Raw genomic sequence first — 19213 nt, forward strand, 5'->3', positions numbered from 1 at the left:
TGGATTTTTCTTGTTTTCCAATGGATTCAGTTCATTATCGAGCCGGATTGATCATGCGTGGTATTTCTCCCCTATGGTGCTGCCGACCATTCTAGTCGCTGATGATGATCGTTCCATCCGGACAGTTTTGAGTCAGGCTCTGGGGCGCGCTGGTTATCAGGTCCGCACGACGGCAAGCGCGACGGCTCTCTGGCAGTGGGTCGAGGAAGGCGAGGGTGATCTCGTCATTACCGACGTGATGATGCCGGATGAGAACGGTCTCGATCTCATTCCGCGTATCCGCAGGGCGCGTCCCGATCTTCGGGTGCTGGTGATGAGCGCGCAGTCAACGCTGGTCACCGCCGTGAAAGCCACACAGCGCGGGGCGTTCGAATATCTCCCCAAACCTTTCGACCTGACGGAGCTTCTGGCGGTTGTCGAGCGGGCTCTGAGCGTGCCGGTTTCAGTGTTGCCCGTGCCTGCCGCTCACGCTGCTGCCGAGGAGCAGATGCCGCTGACGGGCCGGTCTGGCGCGATGCAGGACATCTACCGGATGATTGCCCGCCTTACCACATCCGACCTGACGGTGATGATCACCGGCGAAAGCGGCACAGGCAAGGAACTGGTGGCGCGGGCGCTGCATGATTATGGCCGTCGTCGCACCGGCCCGTTCGTCGCTGTCAATGTGGCTGCCATTCCGCGCGAGCAGATCGAGGCGGAACTGTTCGGGCAGGAGCGGACCAATGGCAGCATGGCCGGAATCCGTTCCTCCGGGCGGTTCGAGCAGGCCGCAGGCGGCACCCTTTTCCTTGATGAAGTGGGGGACATGTCCCTTGAAGCGCAGACGCGTCTGCTGCGCGTGTTGCAGGAAGGGGAGTTCACGACGGCAGGCGGGCGGCAGGCCATCCGCTCCAATGTGCGGATCGTGGCGTGCACCCATCGCGACCTCCAGCAGGCCATCCGCGAAGGAACGTTTCGCGAGGATCTGTTCTATCGCCTGAACGTGGTACCGATCCGTATTCCGCCGCTGCGTGAACGGGTGGAAGACATTCCGCTGCTTGCCCGGCATTTTCTCGAGCAGTGCGCGGAACCCCAGCAGCCACCCAAGATCCTGACCGATGAAGCCATGAAACGCCTTCAGGCGTGGCGCTGGCCGGGAAATGTGCGCGAGCTGGAAAATCTGATGCGACGCATTTCCGTGCTGTATTCACATGACACCATCAGTGGTGCCGTGATCGAGACGGAACTCGCCGAAGCAGCCCGGCAGGCCCCGACGACAGGGACTGCGTCCGTCGAGGAAGACGAGGCTTTTTCGGTGGTGGTGGAGCGCCACCTGCGTAAATTCTTTGCCGCCGCCGAGGAAAGCGGTGTCCCGCCGACGGCCCTGCATGAGCGGGTTATCGCGGAGGTGGAGCGGCCACTGATTCGCCTGACTCTCGATGCGACCCGTGGCAATCAGATCCGGGCGGCCGCGATGCTGGGCGTCAACCGCAATACGTTGCGCAAGCGTATCCGTGATCTCGAGATTTCCGTGACAAAGGGCTCATCGGGCCAGGAAGCGGGCTGAGAGAGTATGTCTCAGAGCGGCAACGGCAATATCATGCGGCGCGCGCTGGAAATGCGCAGCGTCTCTTTCACACTTGTGGCGCTGGCCCTTCTGCTGGTTTTCGCGATGTTCGTCGTCCTCTCGGGCGGGACGATTCTGGCACATCATCCGCTGGTGCAGAACGCCGTCTTTATTCTGGGAGGGGCCACCCTTCTGCTGCTGGCTGTCGTGAGCGTGCTGTGGATACGCAGGCTGACCCAGGAGCGTCAGCTTGCGGGTGGCGCGGGTGCGCGGCTGCATGTCCGGCTGGTCGCCCTGTTCGGTCTGGTTGCGGTGGCGCCGACCATCGTTGTGGGCGTTTTTGCGACGCTGTTCTTCGATTACGGAATCCAGATCTGGTTCTCGGATCGTGTGAACACCGCGCTTAGTGAGGCGCTTGAAGCCTCCAGCGGCTATCTCAGCGAGCATAACGCCAATATCCGGACGGAAGCATTTTCTCTCGCCAACTATCTGGTCAGCGCCGAGAACGAGCTTCAGGTCAACGGCACCGACGTGCTGCACGATCCGGAAGCTCTGGGCCAGATTCTCGACAGTCAGGCGACCATCCGTGGTCTGACCGAAGCCGTGGTCTATGACCCGATCACCAGCAAGATCATCGCTGCGGGTGGCCTGCTGAGCCGGTCCGGCTACGATCAGCCCTTGCCACCGCCTGCCGCGACGATGATGGCGCGTACGAATGACGTGGCCATTTATGACAGCCCCGATGAGAAAGTTGTCCGGGCCGTCGTGACGCTGGGCGAGACGCCGGAGATGATGCTGGTCATCACGCGGCCGGTCGATCCCGAAATCCTTGGCCATATGCGCAAGACCGAGAAGGTCGTGTCGGACTACAGGCGGCTCGATCACAACCGCATGAAGATTCAGGTCACCTTCGTGATCATCTTTGCGCTGGTGGCACTGCTTGTCATGCTCGCGGCCGCCCTGATGGGACTGGCTTTGGCCCGGCAGATCGCCCGGCCGCTTGGACGTCTGATGGAGGCTTCACACAGGGTCAGCGAGGGTGATCTCTCCGTGCGTGTGCCGGAGGACGGACGGGATGATGAGATCCGCAGTCTTTCCCACGCGTTCAATCTCATGACGGACGAGCTGTCGAGCCAGCGCACGCAGTTGATGGACGCTTATGAGCAGATCAACGAGCGTCGTCGTTTTACCGAAGCCGTGCTTTCAGGGGTTTCAGCAGGTGTCATCGGGCTGGATGGTCTCGCGCGGATTGAACTGCCCAATCGTGCGGCTTGCGAACTGCTCGACAAGGACCTGACGCAATGCGTGGGTGAGCCGCTGGGAGCGGTCGTGCCGGAATTCGAACCCGTGCTGAAGGCGCTCCAGTCCGGGGATGGGCGCGTCCAGACACAGGAAGTTCAGCTTGGCGTGCCGGGCAGTCGGCGCATGTTGTTCGTCCGTGCGGCGGTCGAGATGCGCAATGCGATGGTGGCAGGTTATGTCGTCACCTTTGACGATATAACCGCGTTGCAGTCGGCCCAGCGCAAGGCGGCATGGGCGGATGTCGCGCGCCGCATAGCCCACGAGATCAAGAATCCGCTGACGCCGATCCAGCTTGCCGCCGAACGGCTGAAACGGCGTTTTCTGCGCGAAATCACCTCGGATCCCGAGACATTCCAGCAATGCGCGGACACGATCGTCCGGCAGGTGGGCGATATCGGCAGGATGGTCGATGAGTTCTCGGCGTTTGCCCGCATGCCGCAACCACGCATGGCACCCGAGAATCTTTCTGCAATTGTGCGGGATGCCTTGATCCTCCAGCAGGGTGCCCATCCGGAAATTCGGTATGACGTACGTTTGCCTGCGGGGGGCGGCCCGATGTTGTCGTGCGACCGGCGCCAGATTGGACAGACCCTGACCAATCTGCTTCAGAATGCTGCGGATGCCATCGCCATGACGGGCCGCGAAGCGGGAAGCAGGCCGGGTGACGAAGCCGGGAGCGCATCGGAGAATTTCATCGGGATGATCCGGCTTGAGGTGAAAGAGCACGATGACAAGGTGCAGATCGTCGTCACCGACGATGGAATCGGCTTGCCTCATGTAGACCGGGATCGGCTGACCGAGCCCTATGTTACACACAAGTCCAAAGGAACCGGGCTGGGGCTGGCCATTGTCAAGAAAATCATGGAAGACCATGAAGGGACCATTGAACTCAGAGACCGTCCGGGTGCGGAAGGTACTGAGGCAACCCTGATTTTGCCGCTCAAGGCTGGAACACAGAAAGAGAACCATGGCGTATGAAATCCTGATCGTCGACGACGAACCGGATATCCGCATGCTGATCGAGGGTATTCTTCACGATGAAGGATACGAGACACGCGTTGCAGGTGATTCGGACTCTGCGCTGGCGGCCTTCAGGGCACGTCGTCCCTCGCTCGTCATTCAGGATATCTGGCTTCAGGGCTCGAAGCTGGATGGGCTTGAAATCCTCAAGACCATCCAGGCCGAAGATCCGAGCGTGCCGGTGGTGATGATCTCGGGCCACGGCACCATTGAAACGGCGGTCGCGGCGCTTCAGCACGGTGCCTACGATTTTATCGAAAAACCTTTTCAGTCCGACCGGCTGCTGGTCATTGTCCGGCGTGCGCTTGAATCCTCTCGGCTGGAGCGGGAGAACGCGGAACTGCGTTTGCGCGCGGGGCCTGAAAGCACCCTGTTCGGCGAGAGCGCTGCTATTTCAGCGGTTCGTTCCCAGATCGAGCGCGTTGCGCCGACCGGTTCGCGGGTGCTCATCACCGGCGCGCCCGGTAGCGGCAAGGAAGTTGCCGCCCGCATGATCCATGCACGCTCCCGGCGTGTCGATGGTCCCTTTATTGCCCTCAACTGTGCGACTCTGGCTCCAAGCCGTTTCGAGGAAGAGTTGTTTGGCCTTGAAGGCATAGAAGGCATTCCCCGTAGAATTGGGGTGCTGGAGCGGGCTCACGGGGGCACGCTGCTGCTCGATGAAGTCTCCGACATGCCGATTGAAACGCAGGGCAAGATCGTCCGTGCGCTTCAGGATCAGAGTTTCGAGCGGATCGGCGGATCGACACGGATCAAGGTGGATGTGCGTGTCATTTCCACGACCAATCGGGATCTGCAGGCGGAAATTGGTAACGGACGTTTCCGCGAGGACCTGTATTACCGGCTCGCAGTGGTGCCTGTGCGGATTCCGAGCCTGAGAGAGCGGCGCGAGGATATTCCCGAACTTGCGAAAATGTTTCTCCGCCGGGCCGCCGAGACGGCAGGGCTACCGGTTCCCGAACTGAGCGTCGATGCGATGGCGGCATTGCAGGCTTATGACTGGCCCGGCAATGCGCGTGAACTCCGTAATCTTATGGAGCGCCTGCTGATCATGCGGCCGGGGAACGCCAGTGAGCCAATCCGGGCCGACATGTTGCCATCCTCCATCAGCGAAGGCGCACCCGCGCTGCTGAAGTTCGATTCGAACGCGGATGTCATGAGTTTGCCTCTGAGGGAGGCGCGGGATCTGTTCGAGACCCAGTATCTTCAGGCCCAACTGCTTCGTTTCGGCGGCAATATCAGCCGCACCGCCGGATTCGTCGGGATGGAGCGAAGCGCCCTTCATCGTAAACTCAAGCAACTGGGCGTGACAGCGGAAGACCGCGCCGGGGCATGAGCCGGAGCGCCTTCCTGTTCATAGTTGGCGGGTATTCCGGATTATGCGGGCCTGTTCAAAAGACTGGACAGGCAGGCGGGAAGAGGGCATCTCATTTTCCCGCGATTGCGGCATGTTTAGTATTAAACTAAATCATTTAAACGCGGTGCCGGTCTTTAAGCTTTACGCTGGTAAGCGTATTGGTCGGTGATAAGCTTCGATTAATGTCGGGCAAAAAAGAACAAAGAAGAAACAGGACACCGATCGTGGCAAAGACACCGCCCCAGAACGTCCAGGACGTCTTTCTCGGCCATGTCAGGCGTGGAAAGGCTCCGGTAACGATCTTTCTCGTCAATGGTGTGAAACTGCAGGGTGTCATCACCTGGTTCGATGACAACGTCATCCTCCTGCGGAGGGACGGTCATACGCAGTTGGTTTACAAGCATGCCATCAGCACGGTCATGCCTCTTGTGCCGGTGAATATCATTGAGACCGGGGCGGGTACAGCATCCATCAATGCCGAGACGGGGGAGCGAGCCTCCGTCCCTCTAGTGGAGAGTGACGAAACCCTTGGCGACGACATCTACTGAAACAGCCGTTCCGGCGACGCGCGCCGCTGTCATTCTTCCCTGGGAAAAACCGGAACGCGATCAGGATGTCCGCGCTGCCGAGGCTCGGCTGGAAGAAGCTGTCGGGCTGACGTCCTCAATCGGGCTTGTCGTCGTTCTGAAGGCCGTTCTGCTCCTGCGCGCCCGCCGCCCGGCCACGCTGCTCGGGTCCGGTCAGGTGGAGTCCCTGCGGGAAGCCGTGGCTGAAGAGCAGGTCAAGGTTGTCGTCATTGACTCGAAGTTATCGCCTGGACAGCAGCGCAATCTTGAAAAAGCCCTCGGCTGCAAGGTCATCGACCGGACCGGACTGATCCTCGATATTTTCGGTGCCCGCGCTGCCACGCGAGAAGGCTCACTTCAGGTCGAACTGGCACATCTCGAATATCAGCGGTCACGGCTGGTGCGCCTGTGGACTCATCTCGAACGTCAGCGGGGAGGCTTCGGCTTTCTCGGAGGACCGGGTGAAACGCAGATCGAGGCGGATCGTCGGATCATCGGCGACCGGATCGTGCGTCTCAAGCGCGAACTTGAGCAGGTGAGACGTACACGCGGGCTGCATCGGAGCGCCCGCAAGCGCGTTCCGTTCCCTGTTGTCGCCCTCGTCGGCTACACCAATGCGGGTAAATCGACCCTGTTCAACGCACTGACCGGTGCAGCCGTCTATGCTCAGGATCAGCTTTTCGCCACGCTCGATCCGACGATGCGCGCCATACAGCTTCCTTCCGGCCGACGGGTCATTCTGTCCGACACTGTGGGGTTTATCAGCGATCTGCCCACTGAACTGATCGCTGCGTTCCGTGCCACGCTGGAAGAAGTCGCCGAGGCGGACATCATCCTGCATGTACGTGACATCGCTCATCCTGACACCGATGCCCAGAAGGCGGATGTGCTCTCCGTGCTGTCCGGCATGGAGCGGGATGACATGCTGGAGCCAGACTGGCGCTCCCGTATCATTGAAGTCCTGAACAAGGCTGATCTGCTGGGTGGACCCGAGGATGTACCTCATCGTGGGGATGCGGTGCCGATTTCCGCGATTACCGGAGACGGGCTTCCCGCTCTGATGGCGGTCATAGACGCTCACATGATCCATTCCATGGAAACTGTGCAGTACACGCTGCCTGTGCAGGCGGGTGGCGCGGTGGCATGGCTGTACCAGCATGGTGAAGTGACCGATCGTGAAGATCAGGACATGCAGATCCTTCTCACAGCCCGTCTGAGGGGAGAGGATCGCGCCCGGTTCGAAAGTCTGTTCGCGACTGACATCGGCGAGGAAGCAGCCCGCTCCTGAGCGAGGAGCTTCCTCATGTTTGGATTGTGTTAACAACTATAAATTATTAGCTGGGCTTATGAGATTTATGAAAGCCCGGTAATTAATGTCGCGTCTCTTGGCCCTCCTAAGGAAAAGCCACGCTCTTCTGACAGGAGCTCGCTGGCGAGATGACAGCGAAGAGAAAAAAACGCCTTCCCATTTTGTTAGTGACGGAACGGCCTCCGTTTCACTGATGGGAGCCGTGGCATTGGGCGTGCTGCTGACGGCTGCGGCCGCGGCTGCCAGTATCGAAGAAGCCAATGTCGTAAAAAGTAATCTTCAGGGAGCCGTGGATGCAGCCGTGCTGGCATCCGCCAAAACAGCCGATACTTCAGCAAAAGACAATATGGCCAGAACCATCTTCTGGAGTAATTTTGCCCGCAATGGCGAAAGCGGAGGTGCTGGCCCTGTAGGCAGTCAGGCCACTATTGAAAGTCTGAGCATTGATGGAAAAAATGTCAGCCTGACCGCCTCTGCCACCGTCAATCTTTTGCCTTTCACAGGATCTTTTGCTGTCACGGTCAGAGCATCGGCCACGGCAGTCGCGTCAACGGCTGGTATCGAACTGGCGATTGTCATCGACAATACAGCTTCACTTCTCCAGAGCGGCATGGAGGCTGCTCGTGCAGGAGCCACGGATCTTATCAATGACGTACTGCCGGATGGGCAGACAATACAAAGCTGGATCTCCATTGTTCCTTTTGGAGCCGAAGTTAATTTCGGGCCTCAACATACGGACTGGCTGACGGGTTATAATTCCAGTGCTTATGCACCCGGTTCGTGGTCAGGATGTATGATGGCGCGTGCCGCCAATGGTCATGATCAGGACGACGCCACACCTTCGGAAGCGCCCTTCACGGCTTTCCTGTATCCGTCTACCTATCCAAAATATGCTTTGTATGGCTGGCAATATGCCAATGGTGGGAGTTCGCTGACTTTTGTGAACACGTCCACGACGAAATTGAAACCGGGCGATAACAGTTGGGCAACGGGCTCTGCCAACAACATCACTGAGGGCTACGCCTATGCGGAGGTCAGCGATATGTCCAATCCGCCCAGCCCGGCAGGGTGGAATGCCACAGGCCCTAATCTGGGGTGTCCTTACCAGCCTATCGTGGCGGAAACATCAGATCGCGATACGCTCCTCGATGCGGTTGCAGCGATGCGTATGGTCTGGCGAGGGGGAACAACCATCAATGCCGGCCTTCAGGCGGGCTGGCTGACCATCAGTTCGAAATGGCAGGGATTGTGGGGCGATGACACGTTGCCTCGCACGTCCGGAACGCAGAAAATCATCGTGCTGATGACGGACGGGACGAATTCCTGGGATACCAGTTCCACGCTTTATCCCGATGCCAACGGAGATGGAGATGTCACGGCTTACGGGCGGCTGAGTCAAAGCCTGACCGGTGCCACAACGGCCAGTGGGGCTGAAGAAAAACTGAATACGATTACAAGTCAGGTCTGCACTAATATTAAGCAGGAAGGAATAACGATATATGTTCTTCTTTATAATCATTCATCGATAGACACGACGACTCAAAATCTCATGGAAGCGTGCGCTACTTCTTCCAGCACGTTCTTCATCTCTCCGGATGCTAATTCATTGGAGGAGACATTTGCGAAAATCGGTGAAAATGTCGCGGGTGTTTCGCTCGTTCAGTAAGAGCGTTCCATGCTTTACATTATTGAGAAGCGGAGAGCCCTTCGCGTAATGCGGATAGCCGACCGATAAGGCACCAAAAGACCTAGGGAATTATGTATTCCGAAGAGATTTGATTTTGATAATTGGGGAAGATATTGCGCCATTTCTCGTGGAAATCGAGAGAATGGCGCGAGTGACGGGGCTCGAACCCGCGACCTCCGGCGTGACAGGCCGGCGCTCTAACCAACTGAGCTACACCCGCTTTTTCAGCGGCACCGCATTTCGCGTTGTCGTTGGCGGTCTTATAGCCGCGTTTTCAGGACTTGCAACTCCACTTTCCGAAAAAAATGTCATTTCCTGCATTTTCAGTGACTTCCAGAAGAAGAAACAGCCGAAAATCGCGATTCCTGAACCCCGAAAAATTACCAGCCCATCTAAGAAATAGAAATTCAGCGCATCGCCGGGGATTTTTTTTCGGCAGGCGAGGGCGAAGGGCAACGTGTTTTCAGGCAGAGGAATAAAGTGTGGCATGAGGCCATAAGAAATCAGAGCGAGGATTGAAATGCACGGGGCGGGGGGACATGCGTTTCGCCAGACCGGGGTGCCCAGTAATGCCTTGAGGGCGCTGGGATGCCTTCTCGGGCTGCTGGCTTTGTCTGCCTGCGCCACTGGACCGCATTCATGCGACATCAGCCGCATTGGACCATTGCCTGTGCTGAATGAGAGCGGATCACCTCTCATCAGGATCATGCTTAACGGGAAGCCTGCCGTCATGTTGGTCGATACCGGAGCGGAAAACTCCCTGGTAACGCCAGCAGCCGTGAAAGAGTTCGGTCTGGAGGCCACGAGCGCAACAGTAAGGATGAAAGGCGTTGGGGGCTTTGTTCAGACGCCTGTCATTACGGCTGATACACTGGAACTTGAAGGTGCTGTCGCTTCAAATGTGATCTTTGTCGAAGCGGATCTTCCACCGGTCATGATGGCAGGCATGCCGCTTGCAGGTCTGTTCGGCGCTGATTTTCTCAGTGGTTATGATGTGCTGTTCGATCTGCCGGCGCGCGAGATCACGCTTTTTCGTTTGAAAGGCTGCTCAGCGGGCAGTCTGGGCTGGAAAGAGCCCTTCGAACGTATTCCGTTCGCTGAAAACTATCCCGTGAGAGTTACCTTGCCGGCAAAGCTGAACGGGAAAGCAATCGACCTGATGCTCGACAGCGGCTCCAACAGAACCACGGTTCTTGTAGAGCAGGCGAGGGAAGCCGGGGTGCGCCGGAGTATGCTCGCACAGGACGAAAATCTTGGCAGCACCGGAGTGGACGGCGTTCATCTGGATGCCTGGCGACACCGGTTCGCCAGCCTTCAGATCGGCGCGGACGTCTACCTGAATGACGAGCTTATCGTCGCGCCGCTGGAGACATCCTACGCATTGCTGGGCGCTGATTTCCTCTGGCGCAGACCGGTGTGGGTCTCTTATCGCGATCAGACGGTCTTGTTATTTCAGGAGAACGGATCGCCGCAAGCCGTGGTGGCTGGAAGCGCCATATCGGCGGCTTCACCGGCGCACCATGCGGTTCGGTCTGCGGCTCAATGAAAGACCTCAGACAGTCGGCGGTTCGGCGTCCAGTACGACGGCAATTCCATGCACCGTTGCGGCGATACGAACGGCAGTCTGAACCTGCTCACTCGACATACCATTTTCCCGCACGGCATGCTCATGGCTTTGCACACACATCTCACAGCCATTGATGGCGGAAACGGCCAGTGACCACAGTTCGAAATCGACTTTTTCCACGCCGGGACGAGCGATGATGCTCATGCGCAGCTTGGCGGGCATCTGCGTGTAATCACCACCCATCATGTGGGTGAAACGATAATAGATATTGTTCATGCCCATGATGGCGGCTGCGGCCTTGGCGGCGTTCAGGGCAGCCGGTTCCAGCTTCGCACCGAATTCGTCGATGATGGCTTTCGTCACTTCTTCGTTCCGGGAAGCGACGGCTGAAGCAATGAAGGTGCCGGCAATCTGGTGCTCGTTCAGCGTGATGTCGGACGCAAGGCTGCTCAGATTGAGACGCAGATCTTTCGCGTAATCCGGGAGGCGCTCCTTCAGGGCATCGATTGACATGATGTGGGCTTTCTCTTGATGGGGAGAGAGGAGGACGACACCGCGCGTAACGCGGTTGCCGCCCTCCTGATCAGTGAAGGGCTCAGACTTTCAGGAAGTCATCGCCTTTCTTCCAGTTGCACGGGCACAGCTCGTCGCTCTGGAGACCGTCGAGAACGCGCAGGACTTCCTGCGGGTTACGGCCGACGGACAGGTCGTTGACCGACACGTGACGGATGATGCCGTGCGGATCGACAACAAAGGTGGCGCGCAGATCGACGCCCGGACCGGCCGCGATGATGCCAAGGGCTTCGGACAGCTCGCGCTTGATGTCGGCCAGCATCGGGATCTCAAGCTTCTTGAGATCGTCGTGGTGCAGACGCCAGTTCAGGTGAACGAACTCGCTGTCGATCGAAGCGCCATAAACGACGGCGTCACGATCGGCGAAGTCTTTTGCGAGCTTGCCGAATGCAACGATTTCGGTCGGACAGACGAAGGTGAAGTCTTTCGGCCAGAAGAAGACAACCTTCCACTTGCCGGCATCGGAAGTATTGGAAATCTGAACGAAATTGCCGTTCAGACCTTCCGGACCACCAGGAACGGCGGTCAGATCAAAGCTGGGAAACTTGTCGCCAACGGTCAGCATCGGAATGCTCCTTGCATGTCTTCGGTAACCTGCGGTGCGCCGGAAGAGCGCATCGCTGGACGTATGTATGGCCATGCCGTGGTAATCATGCCAATGAATAATTTATCATCATGTGATTGATAAAATCGATTGTTCGGAGATCATCCATCATGGTGATTCTGCCTTCCCCACAGCAGCTGCGCTATCTTCTCGCGCTGGCGGAATGGCGGCATTTCGGGCGTGCCGCCTCGGCCTGCGCAGTGACACAATCGACCCTGTCCGCCGGAATACTCGCACTGGAACGGCAGCTTGATGTCAGCCTTCTGGATCGCGAAGTGGGCAAACGGGTGGTTTTCACGCTTCTGGGGGAAGAGGTGATACGCCGTGCGCGCGTGGCTCTGGAAGCGTTGGAAGCCATTTCACACGTTGCCCAAGCTTCTCGCGAGCCAATGACCGGACCCATGCGTCTCGGGGTGATCCCGACCATAGGCCCTTTCATTCTGCCTCGCCTGATTCCGCTGATCAGGGAATGGTTTCCCCAGATCCGCCTCATCATTACCGAGGACATGACTGAAAGACTGCTGGAGAAACTGACGACCGGGCGGCTCGACGTCATCCTTCTCGCCATGCCCTGCATTTGCGAGGGGCTGGAAACCGTTCCCCTGTGGCGCGACCCGTTTGTTCTTGCTGTTCCGAAATCCGATGCACTGGCGAAGCTTCCCAGCGTGCCTCTGGAGAGACTGACGGAGGAGCCGATGGTCCTGCTGGAGGATGGTCACTGCCTGAGAGAGCAGACAGTGGCTGTCTGTCGGCAGGGGCGTGACTGGGGCGGCAGTGAGCTTGAATCGGCTCACACGGCTTCCTCGCTCCATACACTGGTGAGGATGGTCGGGGAGGGGCTCGGAATCGGGCTCCTGCCGGGTCTGGCGGTGGATTCGGGAATTCTGGAGGGCACCGGGGTCATCACGCGCCCGGTGACGGGTGGACCGGCATGGCGCACCATAGGGCTAGGCTGGCGCATGAGATCGCCCCGCACCGAGGATTTTCGGGCGCTTGCCCATACCTTGAAGAAACTCGCGCCCGCCGAAGCTGAGGCTGCGTTACGTGAAGATCCCGTGGAGGTCTGAATCCGCACAAAATCACCGTCAAATGCAGAGAATTCCGCTCTTTGCGTTGACTTTCCCGCTCTGTCTGCGTATGTCCCGGCAACTTTTTCTTGCGGGCATATCACCGCAGACGAATAGAAGAGACGAGCTATGAAGATCAGAAACAGCCTCAAGTCGGCAAAGGTCCGCGACAAGGATTGCCGCGTTGTGCGTCGTCGCGGTCGCGTCTACGTCATCAACAAGAAGAACCCGCGCATGAAGGCACGTCAGGGCTGATCGGTTCGATCGACCTACCTATCATGCACAGGGAAACCCGTCCGCAGATTCTGGCAACGGAACAGCGCGACGGGTTTTTTTGTTTCGTGAACAGAATTTTCCCCGCTGTGATCTCAGGCGTAATCCTCCTTACGCTCCCGCAGGCTCATGCGGCGCCATTGCCCGATCCCGCCACCATAGCCGGACAGACCCAGAGAGCCGCGCTCGTGGCGCAGCTGGCGAAGGCGAAGAACGAGACGGAAGCGGCGCAGATCCGGGATCAGCTCGAAGGGCTGCGGACAAAAGCGATCCGGCCGGCTACGTTGTTGCTGGTACGCCGTGCCATGCGCGAACTGGGTGAGGAAAAGCCCGGTGACGCCATTGAGGATTTTGGCGCGGCCCTTTCATTGCAGGCTGACGTGGCGGTGCTCTGGCGGCTCCGTGCGCAGGCGCGTCTGGCGGGTGGCGATACCAGCGGGGCGATCAGCGATCTCGGCGTTGCTCTCCAGCATGATGGCGAGGACGCCATCAGTTGGCAGACTCTGGCGACGACTGAAGATGCCGCCGGAGACGATCAGGCTGCCCTGAAAGCCTGGCAGCGGGTCATGGAACTTGATCCGCAGCTTCCGGGCGCCGGAAAGATGTTTGAAAAACTGCGCCTGAAGGCTTTTGGTCGACCGACCTGAGCTAAGGGCAAAAAAGAAGGAAGAGGCTGCTGCCTCTTCCGTTCTTCGCAGGCAATTGGCGACAGGCGATCGCCTTTTGTGTCGTTATCAGGCGTTCGCGCCGAACGTGGTCCGCGTGGCTTCGAACAGGAACCATGTGCGACGCTCGCCTTCGTCGATCCAGTTCTCAAGCAGGCTTGTGGTGGCGCAGTCACCGACATCGCTGGTCAGGCCGTGGACCTGCCGCATGGCAGCGACCAGTTGCTTGTTGTCCTCACACAGCTCGGCGATCATGTCCGGCGCATCGACATATTCCGCGTCATTGTCGCTGATGCGCTGGAGGCGGCTGATCTCGCCGATCGAATGCAGCGTCAGGCCGCCGATTTTACGGGCGCGTTCGGCGAGAGGATCGGTTGTCGCGAGAATCTGGGCACTCTGCTCGTCGAGCAGGAGATGCAGATCACGGAAATGGCGACCGCTCATATGCCAGTGAAAATTCTTCGTCTTGAGATAAAGGGCGAAGACATCGGCCAGCAGCGCACGCAGCGCAGCGGAGATGTTTTCGACGCCCTCTCTGGGCAGATCGCTCGGCGTACCAAGATAATGACGAACCTCGGCTGAATGAGCCTGCGACGCCTTGGCGGCGGTAGGTGATTTGGTCATTGAATCTTTTCCCTAGGCTTGTCCGGCGCGTGGGCGGCCAATCCACCAGTGGATTCCGTCAGCAGCCGGAAACGGGATGCAGCTTTCGCAAACTGCACGCCGTATGCAGCCGTTTATCGGAAGCCTATGTCAAGCGAAGGGTGTGCTGCCGGAGAGCTGGGCAGCCATTATCACATAACATTCTCATGACGACGCAGGGAGCGTTCGACCTCACGTCAGAGGCGGCGGAACGGGGGCAGGGCAGGCTTTTCGGAAAGCGTTCGGGAACAGGGGATGGCCAGCCCGCAAGATGGCTTCTGCCTCGGGCGTAAAGCTGCCATTCGGCTGGTGAAGGACCAGTCCGGGCAGGATGCGTGAGCCCGCGTTTCCCCCCAGGCGTCCCCTCACAAGTATGATGCGGGCTTCTTCTTCACGATGCGCCCAGAGCGGCACGATTTCCGTGCTGCCGATGCGGACGCGCTCACAGACAGCCAGAGCTTCCGCCAGTCGGCTTGTGGGGAGCGCCAACGTGAGGGAGCCTTTTTGCCTCAGGAGAGAGGCAAGGGTGGCGATCCATTTCTGGCAGGTGTCCTTTCCGGCACGACGCGCCCTGTCTCGTTTTGATTCGGGGGAGGGTGTCGTATCCACGCGGTGCCAGGGGGGATTGGCGAACACATGATCGAATCGGTGCTCAAAGCCGGGAGCCCGGTTACGAAACATTGCAGGCGCATCGCTGATGTCACCGTGAACGATTTCGACGCCAGTGCGTTCATTGAGGATGAGATTCGCTCTGACAAGGGCTGCGGTCTCAGGGTCGAGCTCGACTCCCGTCGCGGTTAGTCCGTGTATCCTTGCCGTCAGGCATAGCAGCCCCGCGCCCGCGCCGCATCCCGCCTCCAGCACCCGCTCTCCTGGACGAGCAGGAACAAGGGCGGCCATTAGAACAGGTTCGAGGCCCGTGCGGTAACCTTGCCGGAACTGATGGTAGGCAATCTGTCCTCCCAGAAGTGTGCCGTTTGTGGTCTCCGGAAGACCGGAAAGAGGCGGGTTTGCAGGGAGGACAGCTTGACCGCCTCTGGAGCGCCGCTCATATGGTTGCACTGGTAGGGTCCCTTTTTCGGGAGAAAGTCATTTGCGCGTTGCAGTAAATCTGCCGAATACGGAGGGCACCGCAAGCCCGGATGCGGAAAGAACCGTGGAGCAGTCCCGTGGCGGCGCGCGTATGGATGATTCTGCGAAACCCCGCGACAGCGAAAATGTCCTCAAATCGCTGGCGGATTATCTCGCGGATGACATGACCGCCTGCAACCGGGAAATCATTGCCCGTATGGCAAGCGACGTTCCGCTCATTCCACAGCTTGCGGCTCATCTGGTGGCGGCTGGCGGTAAGAGGCTGCGTCCGTTGCTCGTGCTCGCAGCGGCGCGTGTCGCGGGATATCGCGAACACGGTGAAGCCATGCGGCATGTCGGCGTGGCCGCCTGTGTGGAATTCATTCATACGGCGACTCTGCTGCATGACGATGTGGTGGACAACAGCCTGTTACGGCGTGGTCTGGCCAGTGCGAACGCCGTGTTCGGCAACAAAGCGTCCGTGCTGGTGGGTGACTTCCTGTTCGCCCGCGCCTTCCAGATTCTGACGGCCGACGGCTCGTTGCCTGTCATGGCGATCCTGTCCGCCGCTTCCGCGACACTGGCCGAGGGCGAGGTCATGCAGATGACCACGCAGAACGATCTCTCCACGACCGTGGATCGCTACCTTCAGGTCATCTACGGCAAGACGGCCGCCCTGTTCGCCGCTGCCTGCGAGACGGGTGCGGTGGTCGCCAAAGCGGATGAGCAGACCCGTGAAGCGCTACGTCAGTATGGCGCCAATCTCGGGATGGCCTTCCAGCTTGTGGACGATGCGCTGGATTATTCCGCAGATCAGGCCGTGCTGGGCAAGACCGTTGGTGACGATTTCCATGAGGGGAAAGTCACCTTGCCGGTTCTGGCGGCCTATCATGCCGGAGACGAGGAAGACCGGGCTTTCTGGCTGCGCACTATCGAGAACAATGAAGAGCAGGAAGAAGGCGATCTTGATCGTGCTTTCGCACTCATTGCCCGGAGCGGCGCCATTGATGTGACGCTGGACAAGGCGCGTGAGTATGCTCAGGCAGCGAGCGATGCGCTGGACAAGACGTCCAAAGCCAGTCGCGCAGCCAACGCTGACATGGAGCCGCTGCGGCAGTTGCTGAAGGATGTAGCGATTTACACCGTCGATCGGGCGCGCTGAGCCCGACTGGCGGCTTCGGTTATCGAGAGGGCCAGAGTTCGGCGTGCTGATAGCCGAACGGCCGCAGATGCTCTGCCAGCAGGGTGGCATCAGCAGGCGGCGCGGTGAACCAGAGGCTTTCTGTTCTGGTGGATTGGCCAGCCGAGGCGCAGGTGAGTGTCTCCAGCACCGTTACAGTCTGTCTGGCGACGGCATCCGCAGGATCGAGCCACGCAACATGGTCAGGTGATGCGGCTCGCAGGGCTTCGAGCACGAACGTGTAGTGGGTGCAGCCAAGCGCGACGGCATCGATGCGATTACCTTCTGGCTGCCCAAAAAGGCCTGCTACTTCCTGTTTGATCAGCGCCGGATCTACTTCTTTTCCCCGAAATGCCTGCTCGGCATAGTCCGCCAGGTGACGCGCTCCATGCGCGATCAGCATGCAGTCAGGGGCGAACTGTTCCCGAAGGGAAGCGACATAGGGGCGGCGAACGGTCGCCCGCGTGGCAAGCAGCCCGATGACGCGACTGTGACTGATGCGGGCCGCCCAGCGGATGGCGGGGACACAACCGATGAACGGCGTGTCGGGGCAGGCGTCACGCAAAGCGGCGAGAGCGAGCGTGCTGGCCGTGTTGCATGCCACTACTACGACATCCGGTTTCAGGGCGCGGACGGCCTCGCTCAGCAGCGTAACGATATGGCGACAGAGAAAGCCGTCTTCCTGCTCTCCATAAGGAAAGAGCGCGGTATCGGCGATATAATCGATGTGGGCATCGGGCAGGCGACGACGCAGGGCCGCCACGATGCCGAGTCCGCCGATGCCGGAATCGAACGCCAGAATGCAACCCTGAGCCGGAGAGGGGGAAATGATTTCCCCCGCCTGTCCGACGCCAGTAACGAGAGCGGCCTGTGTCACGGCACTCAGGAGTCGCGGGCGGTCTTCAGTGCCAGAGCTTCTTCGAGACTGCCGACGCCGCCATGGCGGGCGGACCAGCCGCACGGATCTTCAAGGAAGCGACGAACCTCAGCAGCGGCCCCTTCGGAGAAATAGGGGCGCTCGGCGCAGGCTTCGAGCACGTCCCACCATGTGCAGAGTGAGTGCAGCGTGATGCCCATCTCAGAGAGTGTTTTGTGCGCACCGGGGAACACGCCATAGAAAAATATGACGAAAGTGTGCTCAAGAATGGCCCCTGCATCGCGCAGCGCCTTGGCGAATCCGATCTTGGAAGCGCCATCCGTGGTCAGATCCTCAACCAGCAGGGTGCGCATGCCTTCCGGCACATCGCCTTCGATCTGGGCGTTGCGACCAAAACCTTTCGGCTTTTTCCGCACATAGGCCATGGGCGTCATCATGCGATCCGCGAACCACGCGGCGAAGGGAATGCCCGCCGTCTCGCCGCCGACCACAGCGTCGATGCTTTCATAGCCGACATGACGGCCGATCTTCTCGACGCCCAGTTCCATGATCTTGGCCCGGGCGCGGGGAAAGAATATGATACGGCGGCAGTCGATATAAACCGGTGATTTCCAGCCGGACGTCAGGGTGTAAGGGTCTTCCGGACGAAAATTGATCGCCTTGATTTCCAGCAGCAGTCGCGCTGTTGTCAGTGCTGCATCCCGGTCCCACGCTGACGCGTCATTGCCGAGAACCGATTCCTGTTCGATCATGTGCTTCATGCTCCTCTATCCTCGTGCGCATTCGTCAGCGTCGACGTGGAATAGCCCCACACAGGCGGAAAATCCATTGCCGACAGTTGAAAACCCTTTTTCGATTCCGATCGTCTTCGGGCGGACATCCGGCTGATGCCGAGTGAGGGTGCACGCCAGACCTCGGTGTGGGTTCTTGAAACCGGCCAGCCGGGCGGAATTGGACCCGCACACGCGCTTGCCGGACGGCTGGGGTGTACGTTCCTCCGCCTGAAAGACGCGCAACTGCGGGAAGAGGACTGGCCCCTTCCGGGCCTCATTCTCACAGCGGGCGTGAAAGCGGGGCTCGCCGGTCTTTCCTTGCGACGCAAGATGCAGGTGCCCGTCGTTCATTGCGGCATGAGAGGGGCGGCCACTCTGGCTTTTAGTCGGCTGTTCGATGAGACCGTGCTCTCCGCCTTCCACCCCTACGAAACCACGAACGTGCATGTGATTCCCGTTCTGGGACCGCTGAGCGTGGTGTCCCCCGAGCTTTACGAGCGGGCCGGGCGGTTGTGGCAGGAGCGTCTTGAACATCTGCCGCAACCGCGCATTGCCGTCCGGCTTGAGAGCGGCTGGAATGCCGTCAATGAGGAGGTGGTGACCGCAGGACGTCAGCTTGAAATGGCCCTGAGAACTTTTGGAGGCTCAATCCTGATTGCGGTCGGAGCCAGCGTGCCCAACGAGATGGTGGAAAGCTTCGTCAATGCGCTGGGGTCATGTTTCAAGCTCGTCTGGCGACATGGCGAACCCGATGATGATCCGAGTCTCGGTTTTATCGCCTGTGCGGACGCCGTGATTGTGTATGGCTCCCGTATCTCCACTCTGGTCGAAGTGGCGGCGAGTTCGTTGCCCGTCTTCCTCGGGCACGTGCCCGGTCGACTGGGAGCCTATGGCCGGTTTGCGCGTTCGCTCATCGAGCAGGACAACATCCGTGTATTCGACTCTGATTTTTCTCCCTGGCCACGCAAACCACTCGATGAGGCCGGGCGGGTGGCGTTCATTATCAAACGACGTTTCGCTCTCCTCGAATCGATCTGAACAAATCCGACTCGTCCCTATCATTTACGTTGCCTGCGGGTTGCGGACTTGTGACTTTCTCAGGTATACTGTGCGTAGTTGAGAATGATTATCAAT

At 59.2% G+C, this 19213-nt stretch carries 19 protein-coding genes and 1 tRNA gene; 12 read left to right on the forward strand and 8 right to left on the reverse strand.

What is annotated here, in order from left to right; genetic code table 11:
• The first annotated feature begins 73 nt into the window (after window positions 1-73).
• From ntrC to GOB81_RS05935, 6 genes are all read left to right on the forward strand, one after another.
• A complete protein-coding gene (ntrC, locus tag GOB81_RS05910; RefSeq protein WP_173569535.1) occupies window positions 74-1546 on the forward strand; it encodes a nitrogen regulation protein NR(I) in 1473 nt (490 codons plus the stop codon).
• Window positions 1547-1552: 6 nt separating this feature from the next.
• Window positions 1553-3826 carry a sensor histidine kinase NtrY-like gene (locus tag GOB81_RS05915; protein WP_173569442.1) on the forward strand — a complete coding sequence of 758 codons (2274 nt, stop codon included), beginning with the start codon at window positions 1553-1555 and terminating at the stop codon, window positions 3824-3826.
• Entirely contained in the window at window positions 3816-5204 is a 1389-nt protein-coding gene (gene ntrX / locus GOB81_RS05920; RefSeq protein WP_173569443.1) for a nitrogen assimilation response regulator NtrX, read from the forward strand. The genes GOB81_RS05915 and ntrX overlap by 11 nt, the downstream gene beginning before the upstream one ends.
• A 245-nt stretch (window positions 5205-5449) precedes the next feature.
• Window positions 5450-5773 (forward strand): RNA chaperone Hfq, encoded by a 324-nt coding sequence (gene hfq, locus GOB81_RS17960; protein ID WP_173569444.1) that lies wholly within the window; start codon window positions 5450-5452, stop codon window positions 5771-5773.
• Entirely contained in the window at window positions 5754-7079 is a 1326-nt protein-coding gene (hflX, locus tag GOB81_RS05930; RefSeq protein WP_173569445.1) for a GTPase HflX, read from the forward strand. The genes hfq and hflX overlap by 20 nt, the downstream gene beginning before the upstream one ends.
• Before the next feature lie 223 nt (window positions 7080-7302).
• The gene (locus GOB81_RS05935) at window positions 7303-8766 is read left to right on the forward strand and encodes a vWA domain-containing protein (protein WP_173569446.1); all 1464 of its coding nucleotides are present in this window, start codon (window positions 7303-7305) and stop codon (window positions 8764-8766) included.
• Between the two features lie 164 nt (window positions 8767-8930).
• On the opposite strand, the gene GOB81_RS05940 is transcribed toward GOB81_RS05935, so the two are convergent.
• Both GOB81_RS05940 and GOB81_RS05945 read right to left on the reverse strand, forming a co-directional pair.
• A tRNA-Asp gene (locus GOB81_RS05940) sits at window positions 8931-9007 on the reverse strand.
• Complete coding sequence (locus GOB81_RS05945) at window positions 8998-9519, reverse strand: hypothetical protein (RefSeq protein ID WP_173569447.1); 522 nt, start codon at window positions 9517-9519, stop codon at window positions 8998-9000. Before GOB81_RS05945 ends, GOB81_RS05940 begins: the two co-directional genes overlap by 10 nt.
• Between GOB81_RS05945 and GOB81_RS05950 the strand changes: the two genes are divergently transcribed.
• Window positions 9518-10333: a retroviral-like aspartic protease family protein gene (locus GOB81_RS05950; protein WP_242010080.1), complete on the forward strand. Its 816-nt coding sequence runs from the start codon at window positions 9518-9520 to the stop codon at window positions 10331-10333. The genes GOB81_RS05945 and GOB81_RS05950 overlap by 2 nt on opposite strands.
• Before the next feature lie 6 nt (window positions 10334-10339).
• On the opposite strand, the gene GOB81_RS05955 is transcribed toward GOB81_RS05950, so the two are convergent.
• Window positions 10340-10867, reverse strand: a complete 528-nt coding sequence (locus GOB81_RS05955; RefSeq protein WP_173569449.1) for a carboxymuconolactone decarboxylase family protein — start codon at window positions 10865-10867, stop codon at window positions 10340-10342.
• Between the two features lie 82 nt (window positions 10868-10949).
• A complete protein-coding gene (locus tag GOB81_RS05960; RefSeq protein WP_173569450.1) occupies window positions 10950-11492 on the reverse strand; it encodes a peroxiredoxin in 543 nt (180 codons plus the stop codon).
• A 149-nt stretch (window positions 11493-11641) separates the two neighbouring features.
• On the opposite strand from GOB81_RS05960, the gene GOB81_RS05965 reads away from it, so the two are divergent.
• From GOB81_RS05965 to GOB81_RS05975, 3 genes are all read left to right on the forward strand, one after another.
• Window positions 11642-12598, forward strand: coding sequence for a hydrogen peroxide-inducible genes activator (locus GOB81_RS05965; RefSeq protein WP_173569451.1), 957 nt, complete (start codon window positions 11642-11644; stop codon window positions 12596-12598).
• 129 nt (window positions 12599-12727) lie between these two features.
• Window positions 12728-12853: a type B 50S ribosomal protein L36 gene (ykgO, locus tag GOB81_RS05970; protein WP_003625637.1), complete on the forward strand. Its 126-nt coding sequence runs from the start codon at window positions 12728-12730 to the stop codon at window positions 12851-12853.
• An 86-nt stretch (window positions 12854-12939) separates the two neighbouring features.
• Window positions 12940-13518: a tetratricopeptide repeat protein gene (locus GOB81_RS05975; protein ID WP_173569452.1), complete on the forward strand. Its 579-nt coding sequence runs from the start codon at window positions 12940-12942 to the stop codon at window positions 13516-13518.
• 87 nt (window positions 13519-13605) lie between these two features.
• On the opposite strand, the gene GOB81_RS05980 is transcribed toward GOB81_RS05975, so the two are convergent.
• Window positions 13606-14160, reverse strand: a complete 555-nt coding sequence (locus GOB81_RS05980) for a Dps family protein (RefSeq protein ID WP_173569453.1) — start codon at window positions 14158-14160, stop codon at window positions 13606-13608.
• Window positions 14161-14370: 210 nt separating this feature from the next.
• Window positions 14371-15240, reverse strand: coding sequence for a tRNA1(Val) (adenine(37)-N6)-methyltransferase (locus tag GOB81_RS05985; protein WP_338421318.1), 870 nt, complete (start codon window positions 15238-15240; stop codon window positions 14371-14373).
• A 121-nt stretch (window positions 15241-15361) separates the two neighbouring features.
• Here GOB81_RS05985 and GOB81_RS05990 point away from each other — a divergent pair, with 121 nt between their 5' ends.
• The gene (locus GOB81_RS05990) at window positions 15362-16411 is read left to right on the forward strand and encodes a polyprenyl synthetase family protein (RefSeq protein WP_173569537.1); all 1050 of its coding nucleotides are present in this window, start codon (window positions 15362-15364) and stop codon (window positions 16409-16411) included.
• Between the two features lie 19 nt (window positions 16412-16430).
• Here the strand turns inward: GOB81_RS05990 and murI are convergent, their stop codons facing one another.
• Together murI and GOB81_RS06000 are read right to left on the reverse strand one after the other, a co-directional pair.
• The gene (gene murI / locus GOB81_RS05995; protein WP_173569538.1) at window positions 16431-17261 is read right to left on the reverse strand and encodes a glutamate racemase; all 831 of its coding nucleotides are present in this window, start codon (window positions 17259-17261) and stop codon (window positions 16431-16433) included.
• A gap of 50 nt (window positions 17262-17311) precedes the next feature.
• A complete protein-coding gene (locus GOB81_RS06000; RefSeq protein WP_173569454.1) occupies window positions 17312-18067 on the reverse strand; it encodes an orotate phosphoribosyltransferase in 756 nt (251 codons plus the stop codon).
• Between the two features lie 126 nt (window positions 18068-18193).
• On the opposite strand from GOB81_RS06000, the gene GOB81_RS06005 reads away from it, so the two are divergent.
• Window positions 18194-19117, forward strand: coding sequence for an ELM1/GtrOC1 family putative glycosyltransferase (locus GOB81_RS06005; RefSeq protein ID WP_173569455.1), 924 nt, complete (start codon window positions 18194-18196; stop codon window positions 19115-19117).
• The last annotated feature ends 96 nt before the right edge of the window (window positions 19118-19213 follow it).

The sequence above is a fragment of the Acetobacter conturbans genome (assembly GCF_011516755.1).
Lineage (GTDB): Bacteria > Pseudomonadota > Alphaproteobacteria > Acetobacterales > Acetobacteraceae > Acetobacter > Acetobacter conturbans.

What these genes read in the sequence shown, in the direction of transcription:
- GOB81_RS05915 (WP_173569442.1), top strand. Translation starts at nt 1,553, where the DNA reads ATGTCTCAGAGCGGCAACGGCAATATCATGCGGCGCGCGCTGGAAATG.
- GOB81_RS06000 (WP_173569454.1), bottom strand. Translation starts at nt 18,067, where the DNA reads ATGAAGCACATGATCGAACAGGAATCGGTTCTCGGCAATGACGCGTCA.
- ykgO (WP_003625637.1), top strand. Translation starts at nt 12,728, where the DNA reads ATGAAGATCAGAAACAGCCTCAAGTCGGCAAAGGTCCGCGACAAGGAT.
- GOB81_RS05950 (WP_242010080.1), top strand. Translation starts at nt 9,518, where the DNA reads ATGTTGGTCGATACCGGAGCGGAAAACTCCCTGGTAACGCCAGCAGCC.
- GOB81_RS05960 (WP_173569450.1), bottom strand. Translation starts at nt 11,492, where the DNA reads ATGCTGACCGTTGGCGACAAGTTTCCCAGCTTTGATCTGACCGCCGTT.
- GOB81_RS05990 (WP_173569537.1), top strand. Translation starts at nt 15,362, where the DNA reads ATGGATGATTCTGCGAAACCCCGCGACAGCGAAAATGTCCTCAAATCG.
- GOB81_RS06005 (WP_173569455.1), top strand. Translation starts at nt 18,194, where the DNA reads ATGCCGAGTGAGGGTGCACGCCAGACCTCGGTGTGGGTTCTTGAAACC.
- GOB81_RS05955 (WP_173569449.1), bottom strand. Translation starts at nt 10,867, where the DNA reads ATGTCAATCGATGCCCTGAAGGAGCGCCTCCCGGATTACGCGAAAGAT.
- GOB81_RS05965 (WP_173569451.1), top strand. Translation starts at nt 11,642, where the DNA reads ATGGTGATTCTGCCTTCCCCACAGCAGCTGCGCTATCTTCTCGCGCTG.
- GOB81_RS05945 (WP_173569447.1), bottom strand. Translation starts at nt 9,519, where the DNA reads ATGACGGCAGGCTTCCCGTTAAGCATGATCCTGATGAGAGGTGATCCG.
- ntrC (WP_173569535.1), top strand. Translation starts at nt 74, where the DNA reads ATGGTGCTGCCGACCATTCTAGTCGCTGATGATGATCGTTCCATCCGG.
- ntrX (WP_173569443.1), top strand. Translation starts at nt 3,816, where the DNA reads ATGGCGTATGAAATCCTGATCGTCGACGACGAACCGGATATCCGCATG.
- GOB81_RS05980 (WP_173569453.1), bottom strand. Translation starts at nt 14,160, where the DNA reads ATGACCAAATCACCTACCGCCGCCAAGGCGTCGCAGGCTCATTCAGCC.